Below are 17,403 nucleotides of genomic sequence, written 5' to 3'. Positions count from 1 at the left end.
AGGCCTTCATTGCGGGAAAAAGGCCAGCACGTCGTCGCGCCGCGCCAGGGTGTCGTGTTCGCCGAGGCGGATCAGTTCGCGCGTGTAGCTGCCCTCGAACAGCAGGTAGGACGCGAGCGCCGCGCCGCGCGTTTCCAGCGCCCCGATTCCGCCCAGCAGGGTGCGCACCGGCGCCGGCAGGCTGTGCACATGGCGCAGCGCGATGTCGTCGAGCCGCTCCGAGGGGGCGATCACCAGCAGTTCCATGCGCCGCAGCGGCAGCGCCGCGCGTGCCTCCAGCGGCACCCGCTCGAGGGTCTGGTTGACCCGCTGCAGGCGCTCGATGTCGGCCGCCAGGCTGTCGAGGAAGATCGAGGACAGCGCATGGCCGGCGATCTGCGCCAGGCTCGGATAGCCGCTGGTGGGCACAGGGTCGACCGCCGGCTCCGCCATGCGTCCCGCCCCCACCACCAGCACCCGGGTCGCGCCCAAGTGGATGGCCGGCGCGATCGGCGCCAGCTGGCGCATCGAGCCGTCGCCGCAGTATTCGCGCCGTCCGGCCAGGTACAGCGGCACCGCCGGGAAGATGAAGGGGATGGCGCTGGAAGCCAGCAGGTGCTCGACCCCGATCTGGGTCGACAGCGCCAGGCGCTGGTGGCGCTGCCAGGGCGTGATCTCGCGCGCCGCCTGGTAGAAGGTGATGTGGTGGCCGCTGCTGTACGACGAGGCGGTGATCGCCAGCGCATGCAGCACGCCGTCGGCCAGCGCCGCGTCCAGCCGCGGCAGGTCGAGCACGCGGTGCAGCAGGCCGGCCAGTGGGGTGTTGTCGAGCAGGGACTGGGGCGGCGCCGCCCGCCACTTGCGCAGCAGCCAGCCGAACGAGAGCAGCGACAGCCAGCGCGCGCCGGAGCGCAGCACGGCCAACGAATCGGCGCGGTAGACCTGGTGGGCGGCCACGCTTTCCCACACGCCCAGCAGGCCGCGCACGGCGCTGGTGAAGTCGTCGGCGCGGCAGGCCAGCGCGGTGGCGTTGAGCGCCCCGGCCGAGGTGCCGCAGATGATGTCGAAGGGAGAGCGCAGGGCCGGACGGCCGGCGTCGGCCAGGATGCGCGCGATCGCATGCATCACGCCGGCCTGATAGGCGGCGCGCGCTCCACCGCCTGTGAGGACCAGGCCTGTTTTCTCGTTGCTGTCCACCTCCCAAGGGTAGCAAAAATCGACTATCTCTTGGGAAATAAATAGCCTGTTAGTTGGTTTTCACCGACGTTCCGCGCGGGTCAGCCGGAGCTGCCAGGTGAAGACGGCGGCGCAGGCGCCGAAGAACAGCATGCACAGCGCGCCGCTCAGCCATTTCCCGAGCAGCAGGACCATGGACAGTCCTCCGAGCGCGAACAGCCAGCTGACGATGACCATGATCCACAGCAGCGGCCGGCCGAGCGCGCGGCCCTGGTCCGCCACGGCGCTGTGGCGCTGCTCACGTGTCATGGGCGCAGGCGGCTCGGTCTTGTCCAGGCCGAAGGTGTACAGCCAGAGCAGCAGGTAGTTCAAGGCAAGGATGCCGGCGCCGCCGATGACCACGCCCTTGGTGATCGGTACGGGCGGGTAGTGCGCGACGAGCGCCATCAGCGCGCCGTAGAAGGCCAGCTGGGCCCAGGCGCGGGTGCGGCGCTGGGCCAGCGTCATCACGTAGCAGGCGCCGCGGGCTCCCAAGGGCCGATAAACGAAGCGGCCGTCCGGAAGCCGGACGGAGAAGGTCCCGGCCATGAAATCGAGAATATTCATGCGCGCCGCTCCCGCGTGCAGGCTGGCGGCTGCGCATGTACCAGCAGTTTTTTGTCCATGGCCCAGTGTAGCCGCGCCGGACTCGCGAAAAAATCTCACATTGTCACGGGCGGCGGCGCAGGCAGACGCCGAGGAAGAAGCCCATGCTGCCGAGGATGAAGGTGAGCAGGAAGACTTCCGGCAACAGCATCAGCGTACTGAAACGCTGCGCCGGGCTGCCGAGCACCAGCCCGGCGCCGCCCCAGCCGGCCAGGGCCAGCGCCAGGCCGGCGAAGAAGTCGTCGGCAAGCGCCCTCGCCCGCCCGGCCAGCACGGCCAGCGCCATCGCGAACAGGACTGCGGCGCCCAGGTGAGCGGGTGCAAACCACAGCGCCAGGCCGCACACGGCAAAGGCCAGCATGCCGAGCACCAGCGGGCGGGGATGGCGGCCGGCCTGGTGCGCATGGATGCCGTTCATGGGATCCGGATGCTGCGCACATGGCCGTCCGCGCGCAGCAGCGCGGGGTCGGCATCGGCCGAATGGGTGCCGGGTCCGTTCTCCATGCCGGCGGCCAGCCAGCCGCCAGTCCAGGGCGCCACCGAACGCAGCTGGTTGTGGCGCGGCCCGACGCCCGCCGGCAGCTGTTCGCGCACGCGGCCGTCGGCCTCGAGCACCAGCAGCAGGGGCCTGGCGTCCTCGGAGATGCTGGCGCCGTTCGGGTTCTGGAAGTAGCCGGTGCTGCCCGAGGCCAGCAGGCGCCCGTCCGGGAGCGAAGCGACGTCGAGCAGCACGTCGCCGCGGTCGACGTCGACCGTGCGGTAATCCGCCCGGCCCTTGCTGCCGGCCGGGATCAGGCTCAGCACGCCGTCCCAGCCGTAGCCATCGGGACGGCGCACCGGCAGCACGCGGCCGACCGCGGCGATGGCGTTGCCGTGCCATTTCACGGCCTTCAGTTCGAAGGGCGTGCGCGGTTCGATGTAGCTGGTGCCGACGCGGCGTCCATCGGGCGCCAGTTCGGTGATCAGGGCCCCGGCGTAGAAGCTGGCCGGCAAGGCCTCCTTGAAATGCTCGGCATGGGCCTCGGCATAGTCGGTCGGGTTCAGGTTGACGCCGACGGCGATGCGTCCGTTGGCATCGGCGTCCAGCAAGACCTGCCATTGCTCGCCCAGGCTGCCATAGGGATCGTAGGTGCCGCTGATGACGCTGCGGCCGCTCACGAACACGCCCGGCTCCACCAGGGTGCGCCAGTTGCGGGCGAAGCCGCCGGCGCCGTAGGCATAGCGGTAGGCCAGGATCGAATTGCGGGCGGTGTGCAGCGCCATGGCCAGGTGCTCGCCGAGCGGCGCCAGGCGCACGCCGTCGCGGGTCGCCTTCGGCAGCAGGGCCTTGTGATTGGGGATGGCGGGGTCGCTGAAGAGAGGATCGTCGGCGATGGCGGCGTCCTGGAAGGCGTGCTGCGCCAGTACCGCCCCGCGCCGGTCCAGGCGCAGCAGCCGCACCTCGCTGTCGGTGGCGATGACGACGCTGATCTCGCGGCTCGGGTGCACGGCGAAGTCGAGCAGCGACCAGCCCTCGGGCGGCGCATAGGCGCTGGAGGCGGCGGCGCCTTCGGCGATCACCAGCCGCCGCGCCGGGCGCAGGAAGGAGGCGAACGAGGGCTGCAGCTGGTCGACCAGCGCGACCCAGCCGGCCCCGGCGCCGCGCACCTTGACGACGGCTTCGCCGGTCACGCGGTGCTCGACGCTTGTCTGCACCGGCGGTGGAGGATTGTCCTTGCCGCCGCCGGCGCCGCCACCGGCGTCCCCTCCTCCGCCGCCGCAGGCGCTGAGCAGGGCCAGCAGGCTGGCGGCGAGCAGGATGGGTCGGGCAGTGGTCGGGCGCATGGCAATCTCGATGTCGGTGTCAATACCGTCATCGTAGGCAGGCGCCGTCACCCATCTGTCGCAAGTTTGTCGGACAGGCTTCCCGAATTGGTCATCAGTTGTCCGGCTTTTTCACCGGTTTGTAGCGACCGGGTTCAGTCCCCCTTTGCCACGCCTTCGCGGCGCGGGTCGGCGCCGCCGTACCACAGCGGCACGCCATGCACCTCGATGCGCTGGATGCCGTGCAGGCCCGAGGTCTGCTCGCCAAGTCGTGCCTTGTGGCCGCGCGCGTTCAGCGCTTCGATCGTGGTGGACGGGAAGCGCCCCACTTCCAGCTCGGTCGGGCCGTTGCGGCTGCCGAAGTTCGGCAGCGAGATCGCTTCCTGCACGTTCAGGCCCCAGTCGAGCGTGCCGACCAGCACCTTGGCCACGTAGTTGATGATGGCCGGGCCGCCGGGCGAACCGACGGTCAGCACCAGCTTGCCCGTCTTGCGATCGAAGACGATGGTCGGCGACATCGCGCTGCGCGGGCGCTTGAGCGCTTCCACGCGGTTGGCGATCGGGCCGTCCGCATCCCGCGATGCGAAGGAAAAGTCGGTCAGCTGGTTGTTGAGGATGAAGCCGTCGACCATCTGGCGCGAGCCGAAGGCGTCTTCGATGGTGGTGGTCATCGCCAGGCCCATGCCGTAACCATCGACGACGGCCACGTGCGAGGTGGACGGGGTTTCGATGGCGTTGTCCTTGCCCCAGTGCCAGGCCAGGTCCATGCCGGGCGGCTTGCCGGCCGGCGCCTCGCCCATCGAGCGCGATCCGACAAGCTTGGCGCGCGCGGCCAGGTAGCCCTTGTCGATCAGGCCAGGCAGGCCGCGGCCGGGCAGCGGCACGAAGTCGGTGTCGGCCGCGTAGCGGTTGCGGTCCGCATAGGCCAGGCGCCCGACTTCGCTGAACACGTGCAGCGCGTCCGGTCCCGGCACGCCCTTCGCTGGCGCCAGCGCCTTCATGTCCATGGTCTCGAACATGCCCAGCATCTGGGCCACGGCGATGCCGCCGGAAGACGGCGGCGGCATGCCGCACACGGTGTAGGCGCGGTAGTCGCTGCACACCGGCGTGCGCACCTTGGGCTGGTAGGCGGCGATGTCGGCGGCGCTCAAGAGGCCCGGATTGGTCGGGTGGCCCTGCACCTTGGCCGCGATGTCGCGTGCGATGTGGCCCTTGTAGAAGGCATCGGCGCCGCCGTCGGCGATCTCGCGCAGGGTCTTGGCCAGCGCGGGGTTCTTCAGGATGTGGCCGACTGGCCAGGGCTGGCCGCCATTGCCGTAGAAGTAGCGCGCGGCCTCCGGGTCCTTGCGCAGGTGCTGGTCGCCGGAGAGCAGCGCGTGCAGGCGCGGACTGACCGCGAAGCCTTCTTCGGACAGCTTGATGGCGGGCGCGAACAATGCCTTCCACGGCAGCTTGCCGTGCTCCTTGTGCGCCAGCTCGAGCATGCGCAGCACGCCCGGCGCGCCGGTCGAGCGGCCGCCGACAATGCCTTCAGTGCGCGACAGCGGCGTGCCGTCGGGACGCTGGAACAGGCGCTCGTCGGCCTTGCCGGGGGCGGTCTCGCGGCCGTCGAAGGCCTGGGTCTTGCGGCCGTCGTAGTGAACGAGGAAGGCGCCGCCGCCGATGCCCGAGGACTGCGGCTCGACCAGGGTCAGGACCAGCTGGGTGGCGATCGCCGCGTCGATCGCGCTGCCGCCTTGTTTCAGTATCTGGTAGCCCGCTTGCACCGCCAGCGGGTTGGCCGCGGCCACCATGTATTTTTTCGCCGGCCAGCCGGCTTTTTCCTGGTAGCCGGTGGCGGCTTCGGGCGCCGCCTGGCGCACGTCCTGCGCCAACAGGGGGTGAACGGTAAAGGCCAGTGCCAGGGCCAGGACGGTGCTGCGCAACTTCGTGTTGTTCAAATCGTTTCTCCAAAAGCAAAACGGGCACGCGGCTTGCGCCACGCGCCCGACATCTGCCAATCCTACAACAATTGGCAGCACGCTTCAGGAAGCGATATGCATGTGCTTATTTCGGCTGCATGCGGATCGCGCCGTCCAGGCGGATCGTTTCGCCGTTGAGCATCACGTTTTCGATGATGGCCTTGGCCAGGTGCGCGTATTCCTTCGGCATGCCGAGGCGCGGCGGGAACGGGACCATCTTGCCGAGCGAGTCGCGCACTTCCTGCGGCATGCCCATCAGCATCGGGGTTTCGAAAATGCCCGGGGCGATGGTCATCACGCGGATGCCGCTGCGCGCCAGGTCGCGCGCCATCGGCAGGGTCATGCCGGCCACCGCCGCTTTCGAGGAGCCGTAGGCTGCCTGGCCGATCTGGCCGTCGAAGGCCGCGACCGAGGCGGTATTGATGATGATGCCGCGCTCGCCGTATTCCGATGCTTCGGTTTTGCCCATGGCGTCGGCCGCCAGGCGGCACATATTGAAGGTACCGACCAGGTTGATGTTCACCGCGCGCTGGAAGGCGTCCAGCGGGTGCGGGCCGTCCTTGCCGACGGTCTTGACGGCCGGCGCGACGCCGGCGCAGTTGACCAGGCCACGCAGGGTGCCCAGCTTCGAGGCCGCCTCGACCACGGCCAGGCCGTCCGCTTCCGAGGTCACGTCGCACTTGACGAACTGGCCACCCAGTTCTGCCGCCAGGGCCGCGCCGGCCTCAGCCTGCACGTCGGCGATGACGACCTTGCCGCCCGCCTCCGTGATCATGCGCGCGGTGGCTGCTCCAAGCCCCGACGCGCCACCGGTCACGATGAACACATTGTTCTGAATTTGCATGGTTTTCCCTTTTTAAAAATTCTTGTGCGCTTTTACGTTAACGTAAACGTCAAACAGCGGCATTGTAGCGAATTTTTGGCAAGAAAAACCATCCGCGGGCCCGCAGCCCCGTCAAATGCACTGCATGTTGGCGCCGTTGCGGGTGCACAGGCGGCCGCTGCTGCTCACGGTGGTATTGCCCGGACCGCTGGCGTTGTAGCTGCCGCCGTTGACATCGGTGCAGCCGCTGCCGGCGCAGCCGATCACCTGGCTGGTTTGCGGTCCCACCGGCGCGGACACGCCAGGCGCCGGGGCGCGCGGCGTCAGGGTGGGCGCAGGCGCGACGATGCGCGGCGTGCTCGTGATCTGCTGCACCGCGCCCGGACGGCGCTGGGCCTGCTTCTTGGTCTGCTGCTGGCGCTCGGGCTGCCCGCGCTTTTCCTGCTCGGTCATGGGCTGCTGGTTCTGCTGCCGGGTCTGCGGCTGCGCCTGCCCTTGCGGTGGATTGCTGCCTGGGGCCGGGCGGGCCGACGGATCGACCTCGACCTGCTTGCTGGTAACGGGCGGCTGGCCGGCCCGCTCTTCCTGGGCCTGGGGCCGGGCTTCACCGGCGGCCTGGGTAGGCTGCTGCGTGGTCGCCGGCGGCGTCTGCGGGTTCAGTACCGGACCGTAGCTGGCGCTGTCGGACACCGGCTTGCCGGTCGGCGGTTGCGGCGACGCCCCGTTCTGGGCCAGCGCGCAGCTGGATCCCAGCGCGAACAACAGGGCAATCATGGACTTGGTGGGACGCATGGTGCACCTCGTGAGTTTGAAATGTGGACAGCTCATTATCTGCCCCTGCAAGCGGCGTCGGCGCACGCGAAACAATTCCTCACATGATTGTTGGGCGGTAACGGGCGGCATGGCCCCGGGACGGCATGCGAAGATCGGGCCAACACATATCGACAGGAGAAGGCATGAGCCAGTTGCAGATCACGGAAAACGACCACGTGCGCGGACGCCCGGACGCCGACATCGTCATCGTCGAGTACGGCGACTTCCAGTGCCCCTATTGCGCGCGTGCCCACCCTACCCTGGTCGAGCTGCAGCAGCGCTACGGCGAGCGCCTCGCCCTGGTTTACCGCCACCTGCCGCTCGGCATGCACCCGTTCGCGGAAGGCGCCGCCGAGGCGGCCGAGGCGGCCGGCGCCCAGGGCAAGTTCTGGCAGATGCATGACGCGCTGTTCGAGCACCAGGCGCAGATGTCACCGGCCCAGTTGCCACTGGTGGCCCAGCAGCTCGGCATCGAGAACGGCCGTTTCCAGGAAGACCTGGCGGCGCGCCGCTACCGCGAGCAGATCCGCGCCCAAGCAGATGAAGGCAAGGCGCTGGGCGCGAGCGGGACGCCGAGCTTCTTCATCAACGGCGAGCGCTACCACGGGGATTCGGACCGCGAGTCGCTAACAGCCGCCGTCGAGAAGTACCTGTAGGGTGCACGGCTCGGCCGTGCGCGCGTTCAACTCCTCAATGAGCAGTCGTCATGCGTGCCGGAGTCGAACGCGCGGTCGGCAGAGCCGACCACCCTACGAGATGACCGCGGCCGTCGAGAAATATTTGTAAGCACCAATGAAAAACGGCCCCGCGGGGCCGTTTTCACACATGCGCTGACGGTTTATTCCGACAGCGCGGCGAAGGCTGCGTCGCGCACCTGCTCGACCGGGCCGACACCCGAGATCTTGCGGTACTTCGGCGCGCCCGGCAGGCCCGACTGGGCCCACTTGTTGTAGTAGCCCAGCAGCACTTCGGTCTGGTTGTGGTACACGGCCAGGCGCTTCTGCACGGTCTCTTCCTTGTCGTCGTCGCGCTGCACCAGCGGCTCGCCGGTGACGTCGTCGACACCCTCGGCCTTCGGCGGATTGAACTTGGTGTGGTACACGCGGCCCGATGCCTGGTGGGTGCGGCGGCCCGACATGCGCTCGACGATCAGTTCGTCCGGCACGTCGATTTCCAGCACGTAGTCGATGGTGACGCCGCTGTCCTTCATGGCGTCGGCCTGCGCGATGGTGCGCGGGAAGCCGTCGAACAGGTAGCCGTTGGCGCAATCGGTCTCTTTCAGGCGCTCTTTCACCAGGCCGATGATGATGTCGTCGGACACCAGCTGGCCCGCATCCATCACCTTCTTCGCAGCCAGGCCCAGTTCGGTTCCAGCCTTGATTGCGGCACGCAGCATGTCGCCGGTCGAAATCTGGGGAATGTTGAACTTTTCCTTGATGAAGTTGGCCTGGGTGCCTTTGCCGGCGCCGGGTGCTCCTAACAGAATGAGACGCATGAGTTTCCTAGATTCTTAGAGGATGTTGATAATTTTTATGTAGGCGAGCAATGTTGTAGATGCGCGCTTGATGCATATCTGCTTACTTGATACGAAAGTTACCACAAAAGTCAGCTTTAACGCCAATTCCGGGGCCTTCCGCCAGTCAGGTTTGATGTAGCGCAGACAACAATAAACTAGCTGCGATTTGCCTTTCAGGCAGCGTAGTGACGGCGCACGCGCTCCAGGTCGTCAGGGGTGTCGACACCGGCCGGCGGCGCGCTGTCCGTGATGTGGACGGCGATCGGGTAGCCATGCCAGAGCACACGCAACTGTTCCAGCGCCTCGATGGTTTCGAGGGGCGAGCTTTCCAGTGCCGGATAGGCCTGGAGGAAAGCGTTGCTGTAAGCATAGAGACCAACGTGGCGCAGCGGCGCATACCCCGCCGGCAGCGATTCCTTTGACGCGGCGAAGGCGTCGCGGTTCCAGGGAATCGTGGCGCGCGAGAAGTACAGGGCCCTGCCCGCCTTGTCGAGCACGACCTTGACCACGTTCGGGTTGAACACGTCCGCGACGTCGTGGATCGGATGGGCAACGGTGGCCATCGGCACGCCGTCGCGAATGCGGGCGGCGCAGGCAGCCAGCAGGGCCGGGTCGATCAGTGGCTCGTCGCCCTGCAGGTTGACCACGACTTCCTCAGGCGCCAGGCACAGCTGTTGCGCGACTTCCGCGATGCGGTCGGTGCCCGAGGGGTGCTCGGCGCGGGTCATGCAGGCCTCGATGCCGTGCGCCTGGCAGGCAGCCAGGATATCCGGGTGATCGGTAGCAACGATGATGCGCGCGGCGCCCGATTCGCGCGCACGCTCGGCGACGCGCACGACCATCGGCTTGCCGCCGAGGTCGGCCAGCGGCTTGTTCGGCAGCCGGGTCGAGGCAAGGCGCGCCGGGATGATGACGGTAAAGCCCATCGAGTTACACCGGTTCGATCTTGCGCGCCTGGTCAGCCCACATGATCGGGATACCGTCGCGAACAGGATATGCAAGGCGGTCCGGGCTGCAGGTCAGTTCCTGCGCCTTCTTGTCGTACTGGAGGGGGCCCTTGCACAGCGGGCAGACCAGGATATCAAGCAGTCGAGCGTCCACGACATTTCTCCACGATTTGTTCGGCCAGCGCGGGATCGATCCGCGCCGTCACCGGCACGACCCACAGCCGCGGGTCGTCCTTCAGGTTATCAAGTTGCCGACATTTTACTGCATCCTTCTCCGTGATCAGGATGACATCGGCGTCAACGCCGTCAAATGGGCGGTCGAGGAAGTCGTGGTGGTCGGGCAGCGGCAGTTCGCGAAAGCTCAGGCCGGCGCCGCGCAGCATTGCGAAGAAGCGCCCCGGATTGCCGATCCCGGCCGCGGCCACGATGCGCCGGCCCTGCAGGCGCGCCAGCGGCAGGCAGGCTTCCGGACGGTTCAGGGGTTCGGCGAAATCGCCCGCCAGTTGCATGCGGAAAGCTTGGCCGCCCACCGAGCGCGCCAGCTGCGGCGTGATCTGGGGCGCGTTCACGACGGTGAAATCGCGGCGGCGCGAAGGCGGCTCGCGCAGCGGGCCGGCCGGCAGCAGCCAGCCGTTGCCGACGCCGCGGCCGTCGAACAGGACGATCTCGAGGTCGCGCCCCAAGGCGTAGTGCTGCAGGCCGTCGTCGGTGATCAGCACGTCGACCTCGGGGTGCGCCGCCAGCAACGCCCTGCCCGCCTCCGCGCGCTTGCGTCCCACCACGACCGGACAGCCTGCACGCGCTGCGATAAGGAGCGGCTCGTCGCCCACCTCGCGCGCATCGGACTGCGGTGTGACTTCACGCGCTGCGCTTTCCGCGCCGCCATGGCCGCGCGAGATCACGCCGGGACGCATGCCGGCCCCGCGCAGGGCTTCCGCCAGCCAGATCGTCAGCGGGGTCTTGCCGGTCCCACCGATAAAGATATTGCCGACCACGATCACGGGCACCGGCAGGCGCTCGCTCTTCTTGATGCCGAGGCGGTAGAGCAGCACGCGGACGGCGGCCAGCAGCCGGAAGATCAATGCGAGCGGCAGCAGCGCCAGCGCCAGCGGGCCGCGGCGCAGCCAGGCGCGGGTAAGGGTCGATTCGAGCTTGGAAGACATGCGGGGGCGGACGCTTGCGCGTCCGCTGGTGTTATTTTTTGGCGCCGGTCTGGGCGGCGAAGGTCAGCTTGTCGTAGCCTGCCACGCGCGCCGCTTCCAGCACGTTGATCACCATCTGATGCATCGCGAACTGGTCGGCATTGATGATCACCACCGGGTCAATGGCCGCCTGGCCGTTCGGACCGCCGCTGCGGGCCGCGTTCTTCAGGTCTTCGGCCAGGCCGGCGACGCTGTGGAAGGACACCGGCACGTTGTTCACCGTGTAGTTGCCCTTGGCGTCGATCGTGACGTTGATCTCGAACGGGCGCTCCTGCACCTTCTCGGCGTCGGCCGTGGGCAGGGTGATCTGCAGTTCGGTGAACTTGCTGTAGGTGGTCGAGACCATCAGGAAGATGAGGACGACCAGCAGCACGTCGATGAACGGAATCAGGTTGATCTCCGGTTCCTCGCGCTGGCGGCCGCGGCGGAAGTTCATCATTTGCGGGTCCCGTGCACGACGTCGACGAATTTCACGGCCTGCAGTTCCATCTCGACGATGAAGCTGTCGACCAGGGCGCGGAAGTGGCGGTAGAACACCAGGGCCGGCATCGCGATCGCCAGGCCGAAGCCGGTGTTATACAGAGCCACCGAGATGCCGTGCGCCAGCTGGGCCGGATTGTTGCCGCCGGTCGGGTTCTGGGCGCCGAAGATCTCGATCATGCCGACCACGGTGCCGAACAGGCCCATCAGCGGAGCCAGCGAGGCGATGGTGCCGAGGGTGGTCAGGAAGCGCTCCAGGCCGTGGGCGACGCCGCGGCCGGCTTCTTCGATCGATTCTTTCATGACGTCGCGCGGCGCGTCGACGTTGCGCAGCGCGGCGGCCAGCACGGTGCCGAGCGGCGAGTTGGTTTCGAGCTTGTCGACCACGTCCGGAGTGACCTTGCCCGCGCGATGGACGCGGATCACTTCATCGAGCAGCTGCTTGGGGAGGATCTTCTCGCGCCGCAGGTAGATCAGGCGTTCCACGATCAGGGCGACAGCGACGATCGAGGCGATCAGCAAGAGCCAGATGGGCCAGCCTGCAGCTTGGAAAATGGCGAACAAGAGAAACTCCTGAGGTAAAGAAATCAATTCAGCAATGTAACAAGTTGCCAGCAGTGCGGCAAGTGCAGTCCGGAACTGTTCTGCACAAGTTCTGTGGATAAAAATGTGCGCAAGCGCCCTGGTTGAAAGCAAGGTCGTTGATTACAAAGGAGATTTCCCGCGTGCGCAAGAAAATGGCAGCGAGGATGGCAGCCGGGCTCGACTTTCATCCTCCGTATTGATCCAGCTCAAGGGTTCGCAGTTACGAACAAATTCTGTGGACAAAATTGTGCGCAATGGCCTTAAGCGAGGCTTAAGTATCTGATTTACATAGGGAAAGTTCTAGGGCATAAAAAACAGGCAGTGTTGCGAGCTGTACTCAGCAATGGGGTTATGTGCGGTTTCTCACATTTTTTGTGGACAAAAGTGTGAGCAAGGGAGCATTTCAAATGCTAAGTGATTGATCCAAAACAAAAAACCACCGCTGCACAAAATTTAATCACTCAGCAATAAAACAAGGTGTTGTGCGCAACTCTACCCTTGTACGCACTACTTATTTTGCCTCAAGAGCATGGAGACAAAGAAAGTTCACATCTGCACATTTTTTGTGGATAAAGATGTAATGAAGCCTGTACGGGTTCCCTTAAGCCATTGATTTAAAAAGCTTTACAAGGCGCTGCTGCGAAAACATGCATCGTGGACTCATCGCAGGCTACTGGCGGCCCGAGCGTGCTTTCCACAGTCAGATTCGTGTTCCGATACTCCTGGACCGCAGCCTTGTTCACACTTTTTGTGGACAAAATTGTGCGCAAGGAGGGCAAGCCAAGACTAAGCCATTGATTTGTAAGTGTAAACTTTCCACGCGTCATTTTTAAGCACCTGAGCTCGTGCACTTTCTTTATTCGCGTCCAGTCCTGAGTACCCTGCCTCTTATCCAGCACTACTCACATTTTTTGTGGACAAGAATGTGCCCAAGCCACGCATATGCATGCTAAGTCCTTGATGCGTAAGGGATGGGTAGGGAGAGCAAGTTTCTTGGGCAGTCTCCGGTCTTATGGATGAGTTGCCCACAGTTTTTGTGGATAAACCCAGCCCAGGACGTGATGACCCATCTGTAAGCCCTTGATCCATAAGCTTTTTCAATAGAATGCATTGAAAAACGGCAACTTTGCATCGGCGGTGGAAACTGCGCACGCTTGGCAAGCCAGACTTGTCGATTTCGTCAAGATATGACATAAGCATCAGCTTTGCCCGACAACCGAAGCAGCCATGGAATACCGAAGCGACGCCGATCCCGCCTATGCCGCCCCAGCCGTCCTGAGCGTGACGGCCCTGAACCAGCAGGTTGCGCGCCTGCTCGAACGGAGTTTTCCACTGGTCTGGATCAGCGGCGAGATCTCGAACTTCACGCGCGCCAGTTCCGGCCACTGGTATTTCACGCTGAAGGACGATGCCGCCCAGGTGCGCGCCGTCATGTTCCGCAGCCGCGCCCAGTACGCCGGTTTCAATCCGCGCGAAGGCGACAAGGTCGAGGTACGCGCCCTGGTGACCCTGTACGGCGCGCGCGGCGACTACCAGATCAATGTCGAGACCATCCGCCGCGCCGGCGTCGGCCAGCTGTATGAAGCCTTCCTGCGCCTCAAGGAAAAGCTCTCCGCACAGGGCCTGTTCGATGCCGAGCGCAAGCGTCCGCTGCCGCTGTTCCCGCGCACCATCGGCATCGTCACCAGCCCGCAGGCCGCGGCCCTGCGCGATGTACTGACCGCCCTGCGCCGCCGCGCACCGCATGTGCGGGTAATCCTCTACCCTGCCCCGGTCCAGGGCCAGTTCGCCGCCGACAAGATTGCCGAAGCCATCATGACCGCCTCCCGCAGGCAGGAAGCCGACGTGCTGCTGGTCTGCCGCGGCGGCGGTTCGATCGAAGACTTGTGGAGTTTCAATGAAGAGTGCGTGGCGCGCGCCATCGATGCCTGCGCCATTCCCGTGGTGTCGGGCGTGGGCCACGAAACCGACGTCACCATCGCCGACTTCGCCGCCGACGTTCGCGCCGCTACCCCGACCGCTGCCGCCGAACTGGCGGCCACGCCGCGCGCCGACTGGCTGGCCTCGCTCGAGAGCGACGCCCAGGACCTGCGCCGCGCCATGCGCCGCACGCTGTCGGAGGCCAGCCAGGGCCTGGACGGCTACAGCCGGCGCTTGTTGAGTCCATCCGCGCAGATCCGCCACCAGCGCGTGAAGCTGCTGTCGATGGCGGCCGCGCTGACGCACGCGGTGCGCACGCCCGTGAACCGCCAGAGCCTGGTGCTGGCCCAGCTGCAGCAGCGCTGGATGCGCCACCGCCCTGACATGCGGGCGATGCGCGCGCAGCTGCTGGCCGACGGCCGCCACCTGAACGCCAGCCTGTGCAACGCTGTCAAACGGCGGCGCGACGCCCTGGAGGCGCTGTCGGCCCAGCTGGAACTGCTGAACCCGCAGCGCACGCTCGAACGCGGTTATGCCATCGTCAGTAACGCCAAGGGCGAGGTGCTGCGCGACCCGGGCCAGATCAAGGCGCGCAACAAGCTGAGCGTGCGCCTGGCCGGTGGCACCGCCGTGATCGGCGTGTCCTCCGTGCAGGGCGCGCCGGGTGACGCACCTGAGTAACTGGCCAAGCATGCAACATCGCGCCATCCGGTTTAGAATAGCGCGGTTTTGGAACAAAACCCGTCCAACCAACGCACAAGGAATAGAACATGGAACATACCCTGCCGCCACTGCCGTATGCTAAGGATGCCCTGCAGCCGCACATCTCGGCCGAGACCCTGGAATACCACCACGGCAAGCACCACCAGACCTATGTCACCAACCTGAACAACATGATCAAGGGCACGGAGTACGAAAACCTGTCCCTGGAAGAGATCATCAAGAAGTCGACCGGCGGTGTGTTCAACAACTCGGCCCAGGTGTGGAACCACACCTTCTTCTGGAACTGCATGTCGCCGAACGGCGGCGGCGCGCCGACCGGCAAGGTGGCTGACGCAATCAACGCCAAGTGGGGCTCGTTCGACAAGTTCAAGGAAGAGTTCAACAAGTCGGCACTGGGCAACTTCGGTTCGGGCTGGACCTGGCTGGTGCAGAAGACCGACGGCAGCGTCGACATCGTCAACACCTCGAACGCCGGCACCCCGCTGACCACCTCGGACAAGCCGCTGCTGACCGCCGACGTCTGGGAGCACGCCTACTACATCGACTACCGCAACGCCCGCGCCAAGTTCCTGGAAGCGTTCTGGAACGTCGCCAACTGGGACTTCGTGAACCAGAACCTGGCCTGAGCCATTCTCAGCTCGTAGCTCTGCCAACAGCCCGCCCAGCGGGCTGTTGTCCGTTTACCGGGCCGTGTTCCCAGCTCTGGTACATTGCTGCAGGACGCAATCATGACGTGTTTCGGAGCAGTCAGATAAGCAGACTACTTCCTGGGAGAAGCAATGGGCATTCGGGGCGCAGACAATCAAATCGACAATATCGAGTTCAACGTCCTCGATATTGCTCGGAGCAAGAAGTTCTATGGCGAGGTATTCGGCTGGACCTTCGTCGATTATGGCCCTGCCTATACCGAATTCACGGACAAGCGGCTGACAGGCGGCTTCACGACAGGAGAAGCCGTTCGGCCAGGCGGACCCTTGATCATCCTTTACTGTGAGGATTTAAAACAGGCTGAAACCAGGGTCAGGAACGCAGGAGGCCGCATCAGCCGCGAGGTCTTTTCATTCCCCGGCGGACGGCGCTTCCATTTCATCGATCCGGACGGCTATGAGCTCGCGGTATGGTCGGCAGCGGACCCATCGAACTGACACTATTTCATGCTGCGGCCTTGCCCGACCGTGGCCAGGATCCAGGCGCTGACCGTATTCAGCGCAAGCGGTGCGACGCTCTCTTCGATCTGCGCGTATTCCGATGCCGCGCCGGTGCGCGCGGTCTGGAACAGGTGGTTCAGGGCCGGCAATTCTTCCACGACGGCGCGCGGGTTGTGCGCCAGCGCGGCGCGGATCGCGGACAAATCCAGCTCGGCCGGCACCTGCAGGTCGCGCTCGCCGTTCAGGGCCAGGATCGGCTGGCGCACGGACTGCAGGACCCGGCCGGGTTCATGACGCAAGAAATTGTGGAACCAGGGCGTGGTGAATGCCCTGGCGCGGACCGCGGCCGTACCTGGCGGCAGGATGCCCTTGCGTTCGCCCTCCTCCATGATCTGGCGCGCCTTGTCGCCGGCCACCTCCGGCCGCGCTTCGGCCACAATCGCCGCGAACACCGCGCGGTTCAGCGCACGTTCCCGGTCCACTGCCTCGGCGGGTGCGCCGGCAGCCCTGGCCGCCAGGGCGAGCTGCTCGACCATCAGCAGCTCGCCGCGCACGCCGGGGCCCGCCAGCATCACGACAAACGCCAGCTTTGGATCGCGCGCCGCCACCATCGGTGCGATCATGCCACCTTCCGAATGACCGACCATGCCAATCCTTGTTGCGTCGACTTCGGCACGGCCGCGCAGGAAGGCGACCGCCGCCTCGGCATCGCTGGCAAAATCGTCGGTCGTCGCGCTCCCGTACACGCCGCCCGATTTGCCCACGCCGCGCTTGTCGTAGCGTAGTACCGCAATGCCGCGGCTGCTCAGGTGGTCAGCCAGCACCAGGAACGGCTTGTGCCCGAGGATCGTCTCGTCGCGGTCGATGGGGCCGGAGCCGTGCACCAGCACCACCGCCGGGAATGGGCCCTTGCCGCGCGGGACCGTGAAGCTACCGGCCAGCGCATGGCCGCCGCCCGCCGGATTGGCGAAGCCGACATCGAGGCTGGTGTAGCTCGCCTGGCGCGCGGCGATCGCTTCGAGCTGCGGACGGCGCAGCTGTCCCGCGGTAGCCTCGCTGCGCTCCAGGCGCAGGGGCACGGTCTGGCCGTTCTGGCTCCAGGTACCGATCCAGGCCTTGTCCTGCTCGCTCCAGCGCGCCGTGAAGCCGGCGTTCAGCGGCAGCAGCTTGAAGCCGAGCTGCTCTGCGCCGACCTCGAGCTGATCCACTTTCGTCGTGAAACCCTGCTGCGGCACCTTGAGCGTGCCTTCCCACTTGCCGTCCGCCGTCTTGCCGAACTGGAGGAACAGGTGCAGGGAATTCGCGATGCTGCCCTTCCAGTGGCCACTGGCGTCAACCGCGTGGGCGGGACTCGCTGCCAGGGTGAAGGCGGCCAGCAGGCCCAGGAGTGTCGATTTCATCCGTGGTCTCTTTCTTGTGCTTCGATCGTGCCAGCTTAGCCCGGCACCCATCCAGCCTCAACAAGAATCGGACGACTCCAGGTCCACACGCTAGTACGAAACTTGTTGACAAGAAAAGCAGTTCGTACGATCCTCGCTAAAACGTTGCAGTAAATCGTTTTAGTAAGCGTGTTGGCTGAGGTGCTGTATGCGCCTCGTTCGTGAAGTCACCCGCATGCATATCACATGCAAAAAATTTTCCCTGTTTACTAAAACGTTGCAGTACAACGTTTTATAGGCCTA

18 protein-coding genes are annotated in these 17,403 nt (G+C 65.5%); 4 read left to right on the top strand and 14 right to left on the bottom strand.

The window, feature by feature from the left end:
* Nucleotides 1-6: 6 nt before the first annotated feature.
* The 7 genes from LK539_RS08740 to LK539_RS08710 form a co-directional block, all read right to left on the bottom strand.
* Complete coding sequence (locus LK539_RS08740; protein ID WP_227800510.1) at nucleotides 7-1,176, bottom strand: patatin-like phospholipase family protein; 1,170 nt, start codon at nucleotides 1,174-1,176, stop codon at nucleotides 7-9.
* A 60-nt stretch (nucleotides 1,177-1,236) separates the two neighbouring features.
* Nucleotides 1,237-1,761: a hypothetical protein gene (locus LK539_RS08735; protein WP_227800509.1), complete on the bottom strand. Its 525-nt coding sequence runs from the start codon at nucleotides 1,759-1,761 to the stop codon at nucleotides 1,237-1,239.
* 103 nt (nucleotides 1,762-1,864) lie between these two features.
* Nucleotides 1,865-2,218: a hypothetical protein gene (locus tag LK539_RS08730; protein ID WP_227800508.1), complete on the bottom strand. Its 354-nt coding sequence runs from the start codon at nucleotides 2,216-2,218 to the stop codon at nucleotides 1,865-1,867.
* On the bottom strand, nucleotides 2,215-3,624 hold the full coding sequence (locus LK539_RS08725; protein ID WP_227800507.1) for a hypothetical protein: 1,410 nt from the start codon (nucleotides 3,622-3,624) through the stop codon (nucleotides 2,215-2,217). The genes LK539_RS08730 and LK539_RS08725 overlap by 4 nt, the downstream gene beginning before the upstream one ends.
* Nucleotides 3,625-3,758: 134 nt before the next feature.
* A complete protein-coding gene (gene ggt, locus LK539_RS08720; protein WP_227800506.1) occupies nucleotides 3,759-5,543 on the bottom strand; it encodes a gamma-glutamyltransferase in 1,785 nt (594 codons plus the stop codon).
* 106 nt (nucleotides 5,544-5,649) lie between these two features.
* Complete coding sequence (locus LK539_RS08715; RefSeq protein WP_227800505.1) at nucleotides 5,650-6,408, bottom strand: 3-hydroxyacyl-CoA dehydrogenase; 759 nt, start codon at nucleotides 6,406-6,408, stop codon at nucleotides 5,650-5,652.
* Nucleotides 6,409-6,519: 111 nt separating this feature from the next.
* Nucleotides 6,520-7,179: a hypothetical protein gene (locus LK539_RS08710; RefSeq protein WP_227800504.1), complete on the bottom strand. Its 660-nt coding sequence runs from the start codon at nucleotides 7,177-7,179 to the stop codon at nucleotides 6,520-6,522.
* Nucleotides 7,180-7,343: 164 nt separating this feature from the next.
* Between LK539_RS08710 and LK539_RS08705 the strand changes: the two genes are divergently transcribed.
* Nucleotides 7,344-7,856, top strand: coding sequence for a thioredoxin domain-containing protein (locus LK539_RS08705; RefSeq protein WP_227800503.1), 513 nt, complete (start codon nucleotides 7,344-7,346; stop codon nucleotides 7,854-7,856).
* Nucleotides 7,857-8,038: 182 nt separating this feature from the next.
* Here the strand turns inward: LK539_RS08705 and adk are convergent, their stop codons facing one another.
* The 6 genes from adk to LK539_RS08675 form a co-directional block, all read right to left on the bottom strand.
* Nucleotides 8,039-8,695: an adenylate kinase gene (gene adk, locus LK539_RS08700; protein WP_227800502.1), complete on the bottom strand. Its 657-nt coding sequence runs from the start codon at nucleotides 8,693-8,695 to the stop codon at nucleotides 8,039-8,041.
* A 194-nt stretch (nucleotides 8,696-8,889) separates the two neighbouring features.
* Complete coding sequence (kdsB, locus tag LK539_RS08695) at nucleotides 8,890-9,642, bottom strand: 3-deoxy-manno-octulosonate cytidylyltransferase (protein ID WP_227800501.1); 753 nt, start codon at nucleotides 9,640-9,642, stop codon at nucleotides 8,890-8,892.
* Between the two features lie 4 nt (nucleotides 9,643-9,646).
* Entirely contained in the window at nucleotides 9,647-9,817 is a 171-nt protein-coding gene (locus LK539_RS08690; RefSeq protein WP_227800500.1) for a Trm112 family protein, read from the bottom strand.
* Entirely contained in the window at nucleotides 9,798-10,826 is a 1,029-nt protein-coding gene (gene lpxK, locus LK539_RS08685; protein ID WP_227800499.1) for a tetraacyldisaccharide 4'-kinase, read from the bottom strand. The genes LK539_RS08690 and lpxK overlap by 20 nt, the downstream gene beginning before the upstream one ends.
* A gap of 31 nt (nucleotides 10,827-10,857) precedes the next feature.
* Nucleotides 10,858-11,301, bottom strand: a complete 444-nt coding sequence (locus LK539_RS08680) for a biopolymer transporter ExbD (protein WP_227800577.1) — start codon at nucleotides 11,299-11,301, stop codon at nucleotides 10,858-10,860.
* A complete protein-coding gene (locus LK539_RS08675; RefSeq protein ID WP_227800498.1) occupies nucleotides 11,301-11,909 on the bottom strand; it encodes a MotA/TolQ/ExbB proton channel family protein in 609 nt (202 codons plus the stop codon). The genes LK539_RS08680 and LK539_RS08675 overlap by 1 nt, the downstream gene beginning before the upstream one ends.
* Before the next feature lie 1,248 nt (nucleotides 11,910-13,157).
* On the opposite strand from LK539_RS08675, the gene xseA reads away from it, so the two are divergent.
* From xseA to LK539_RS08660, 3 genes are all read left to right on the top strand, one after another.
* Nucleotides 13,158-14,531, top strand: a complete 1,374-nt coding sequence (xseA, locus tag LK539_RS08670; RefSeq protein WP_227800497.1) for an exodeoxyribonuclease VII large subunit — start codon at nucleotides 13,158-13,160, stop codon at nucleotides 14,529-14,531.
* A gap of 89 nt (nucleotides 14,532-14,620) precedes the next feature.
* Nucleotides 14,621-15,199, top strand: coding sequence for a superoxide dismutase (locus LK539_RS08665; RefSeq protein WP_227800496.1), 579 nt, complete (start codon nucleotides 14,621-14,623; stop codon nucleotides 15,197-15,199).
* Nucleotides 15,200-15,352: 153 nt separating this feature from the next.
* Nucleotides 15,353-15,718 (top strand): VOC family protein, encoded by a 366-nt coding sequence (locus LK539_RS08660; RefSeq protein WP_227800495.1) that lies wholly within the window; start codon nucleotides 15,353-15,355, stop codon nucleotides 15,716-15,718.
* 2 nt (nucleotides 15,719-15,720) lie between these two features.
* Here the strand turns inward: LK539_RS08660 and LK539_RS08655 are convergent, their stop codons facing one another.
* The gene (locus LK539_RS08655; protein ID WP_227800494.1) at nucleotides 15,721-17,121 is read right to left on the bottom strand and encodes a S9 family peptidase; all 1,401 of its coding nucleotides are present in this window, start codon (nucleotides 17,119-17,121) and stop codon (nucleotides 15,721-15,723) included.
* Nucleotides 17,122-17,403: the final 282 nt, after the last annotated feature.

Source organism: Massilia sp. IC2-476, assembly GCF_020707295.1.
Lineage (GTDB): Bacteria > Pseudomonadota > Gammaproteobacteria > Burkholderiales > Burkholderiaceae_D > Telluria.
Note: the sequence above shows the minus strand (reverse complement) of the source record. Positions and strands in the feature narration are given on the sequence as shown.

Bases quoted from the DNA above. Each gene is read 5' to 3' on its own strand.
- LK539_RS08735 (WP_227800509.1), bottom strand. From the start codon at position 1,761: ATGAATATTCTCGATTTCATGGCCGGGACCTTCTCCGTCCGGCTTCCG.
- LK539_RS08730 (WP_227800508.1), bottom strand. From the start codon at position 2,218: ATGAACGGCATCCATGCGCACCAGGCCGGCCGCCATCCCCGCCCGCTG.
- LK539_RS08725 (WP_227800507.1), bottom strand. From the start codon at position 3,624: ATGCGCCCGACCACTGCCCGACCCATCCTGCTCGCCGCCAGCCTGCTG.
- LK539_RS08715 (WP_227800505.1), bottom strand. From the start codon at position 6,408: ATGCAAATTCAGAACAATGTGTTCATCGTGACCGGTGGCGCGTCGGGG.
- LK539_RS08710 (WP_227800504.1), bottom strand. From the start codon at position 7,179: ATGCGTCCCACCAAGTCCATGATTGCCCTGTTGTTCGCGCTGGGATCC.
- LK539_RS08705 (WP_227800503.1), top strand. From the start codon at position 7,344: ATGAGCCAGTTGCAGATCACGGAAAACGACCACGTGCGCGGACGCCCG.
- adk (WP_227800502.1), bottom strand. From the start codon at position 8,695: ATGCGTCTCATTCTGTTAGGAGCACCCGGCGCCGGCAAAGGCACCCAG.
- kdsB (WP_227800501.1), bottom strand. From the start codon at position 9,642: ATGGGCTTTACCGTCATCATCCCGGCGCGCCTTGCCTCGACCCGGCTG.
- lpxK (WP_227800499.1), bottom strand. From the start codon at position 10,826: ATGTCTTCCAAGCTCGAATCGACCCTTACCCGCGCCTGGCTGCGCCGC.
- LK539_RS08680 (WP_227800577.1), bottom strand. From the start codon at position 11,301: ATGAACTTCCGCCGCGGCCGCCAGCGCGAGGAACCGGAGATCAACCTG.
- xseA (WP_227800497.1), top strand. From the start codon at position 13,158: ATGGAATACCGAAGCGACGCCGATCCCGCCTATGCCGCCCCAGCCGTC.
- LK539_RS08665 (WP_227800496.1), top strand. From the start codon at position 14,621: ATGGAACATACCCTGCCGCCACTGCCGTATGCTAAGGATGCCCTGCAG.
- LK539_RS08660 (WP_227800495.1), top strand. From the start codon at position 15,353: ATGGGCATTCGGGGCGCAGACAATCAAATCGACAATATCGAGTTCAAC.
- LK539_RS08655 (WP_227800494.1), bottom strand. From the start codon at position 17,121: ATGAAATCGACACTCCTGGGCCTGCTGGCCGCCTTCACCCTGGCAGCG.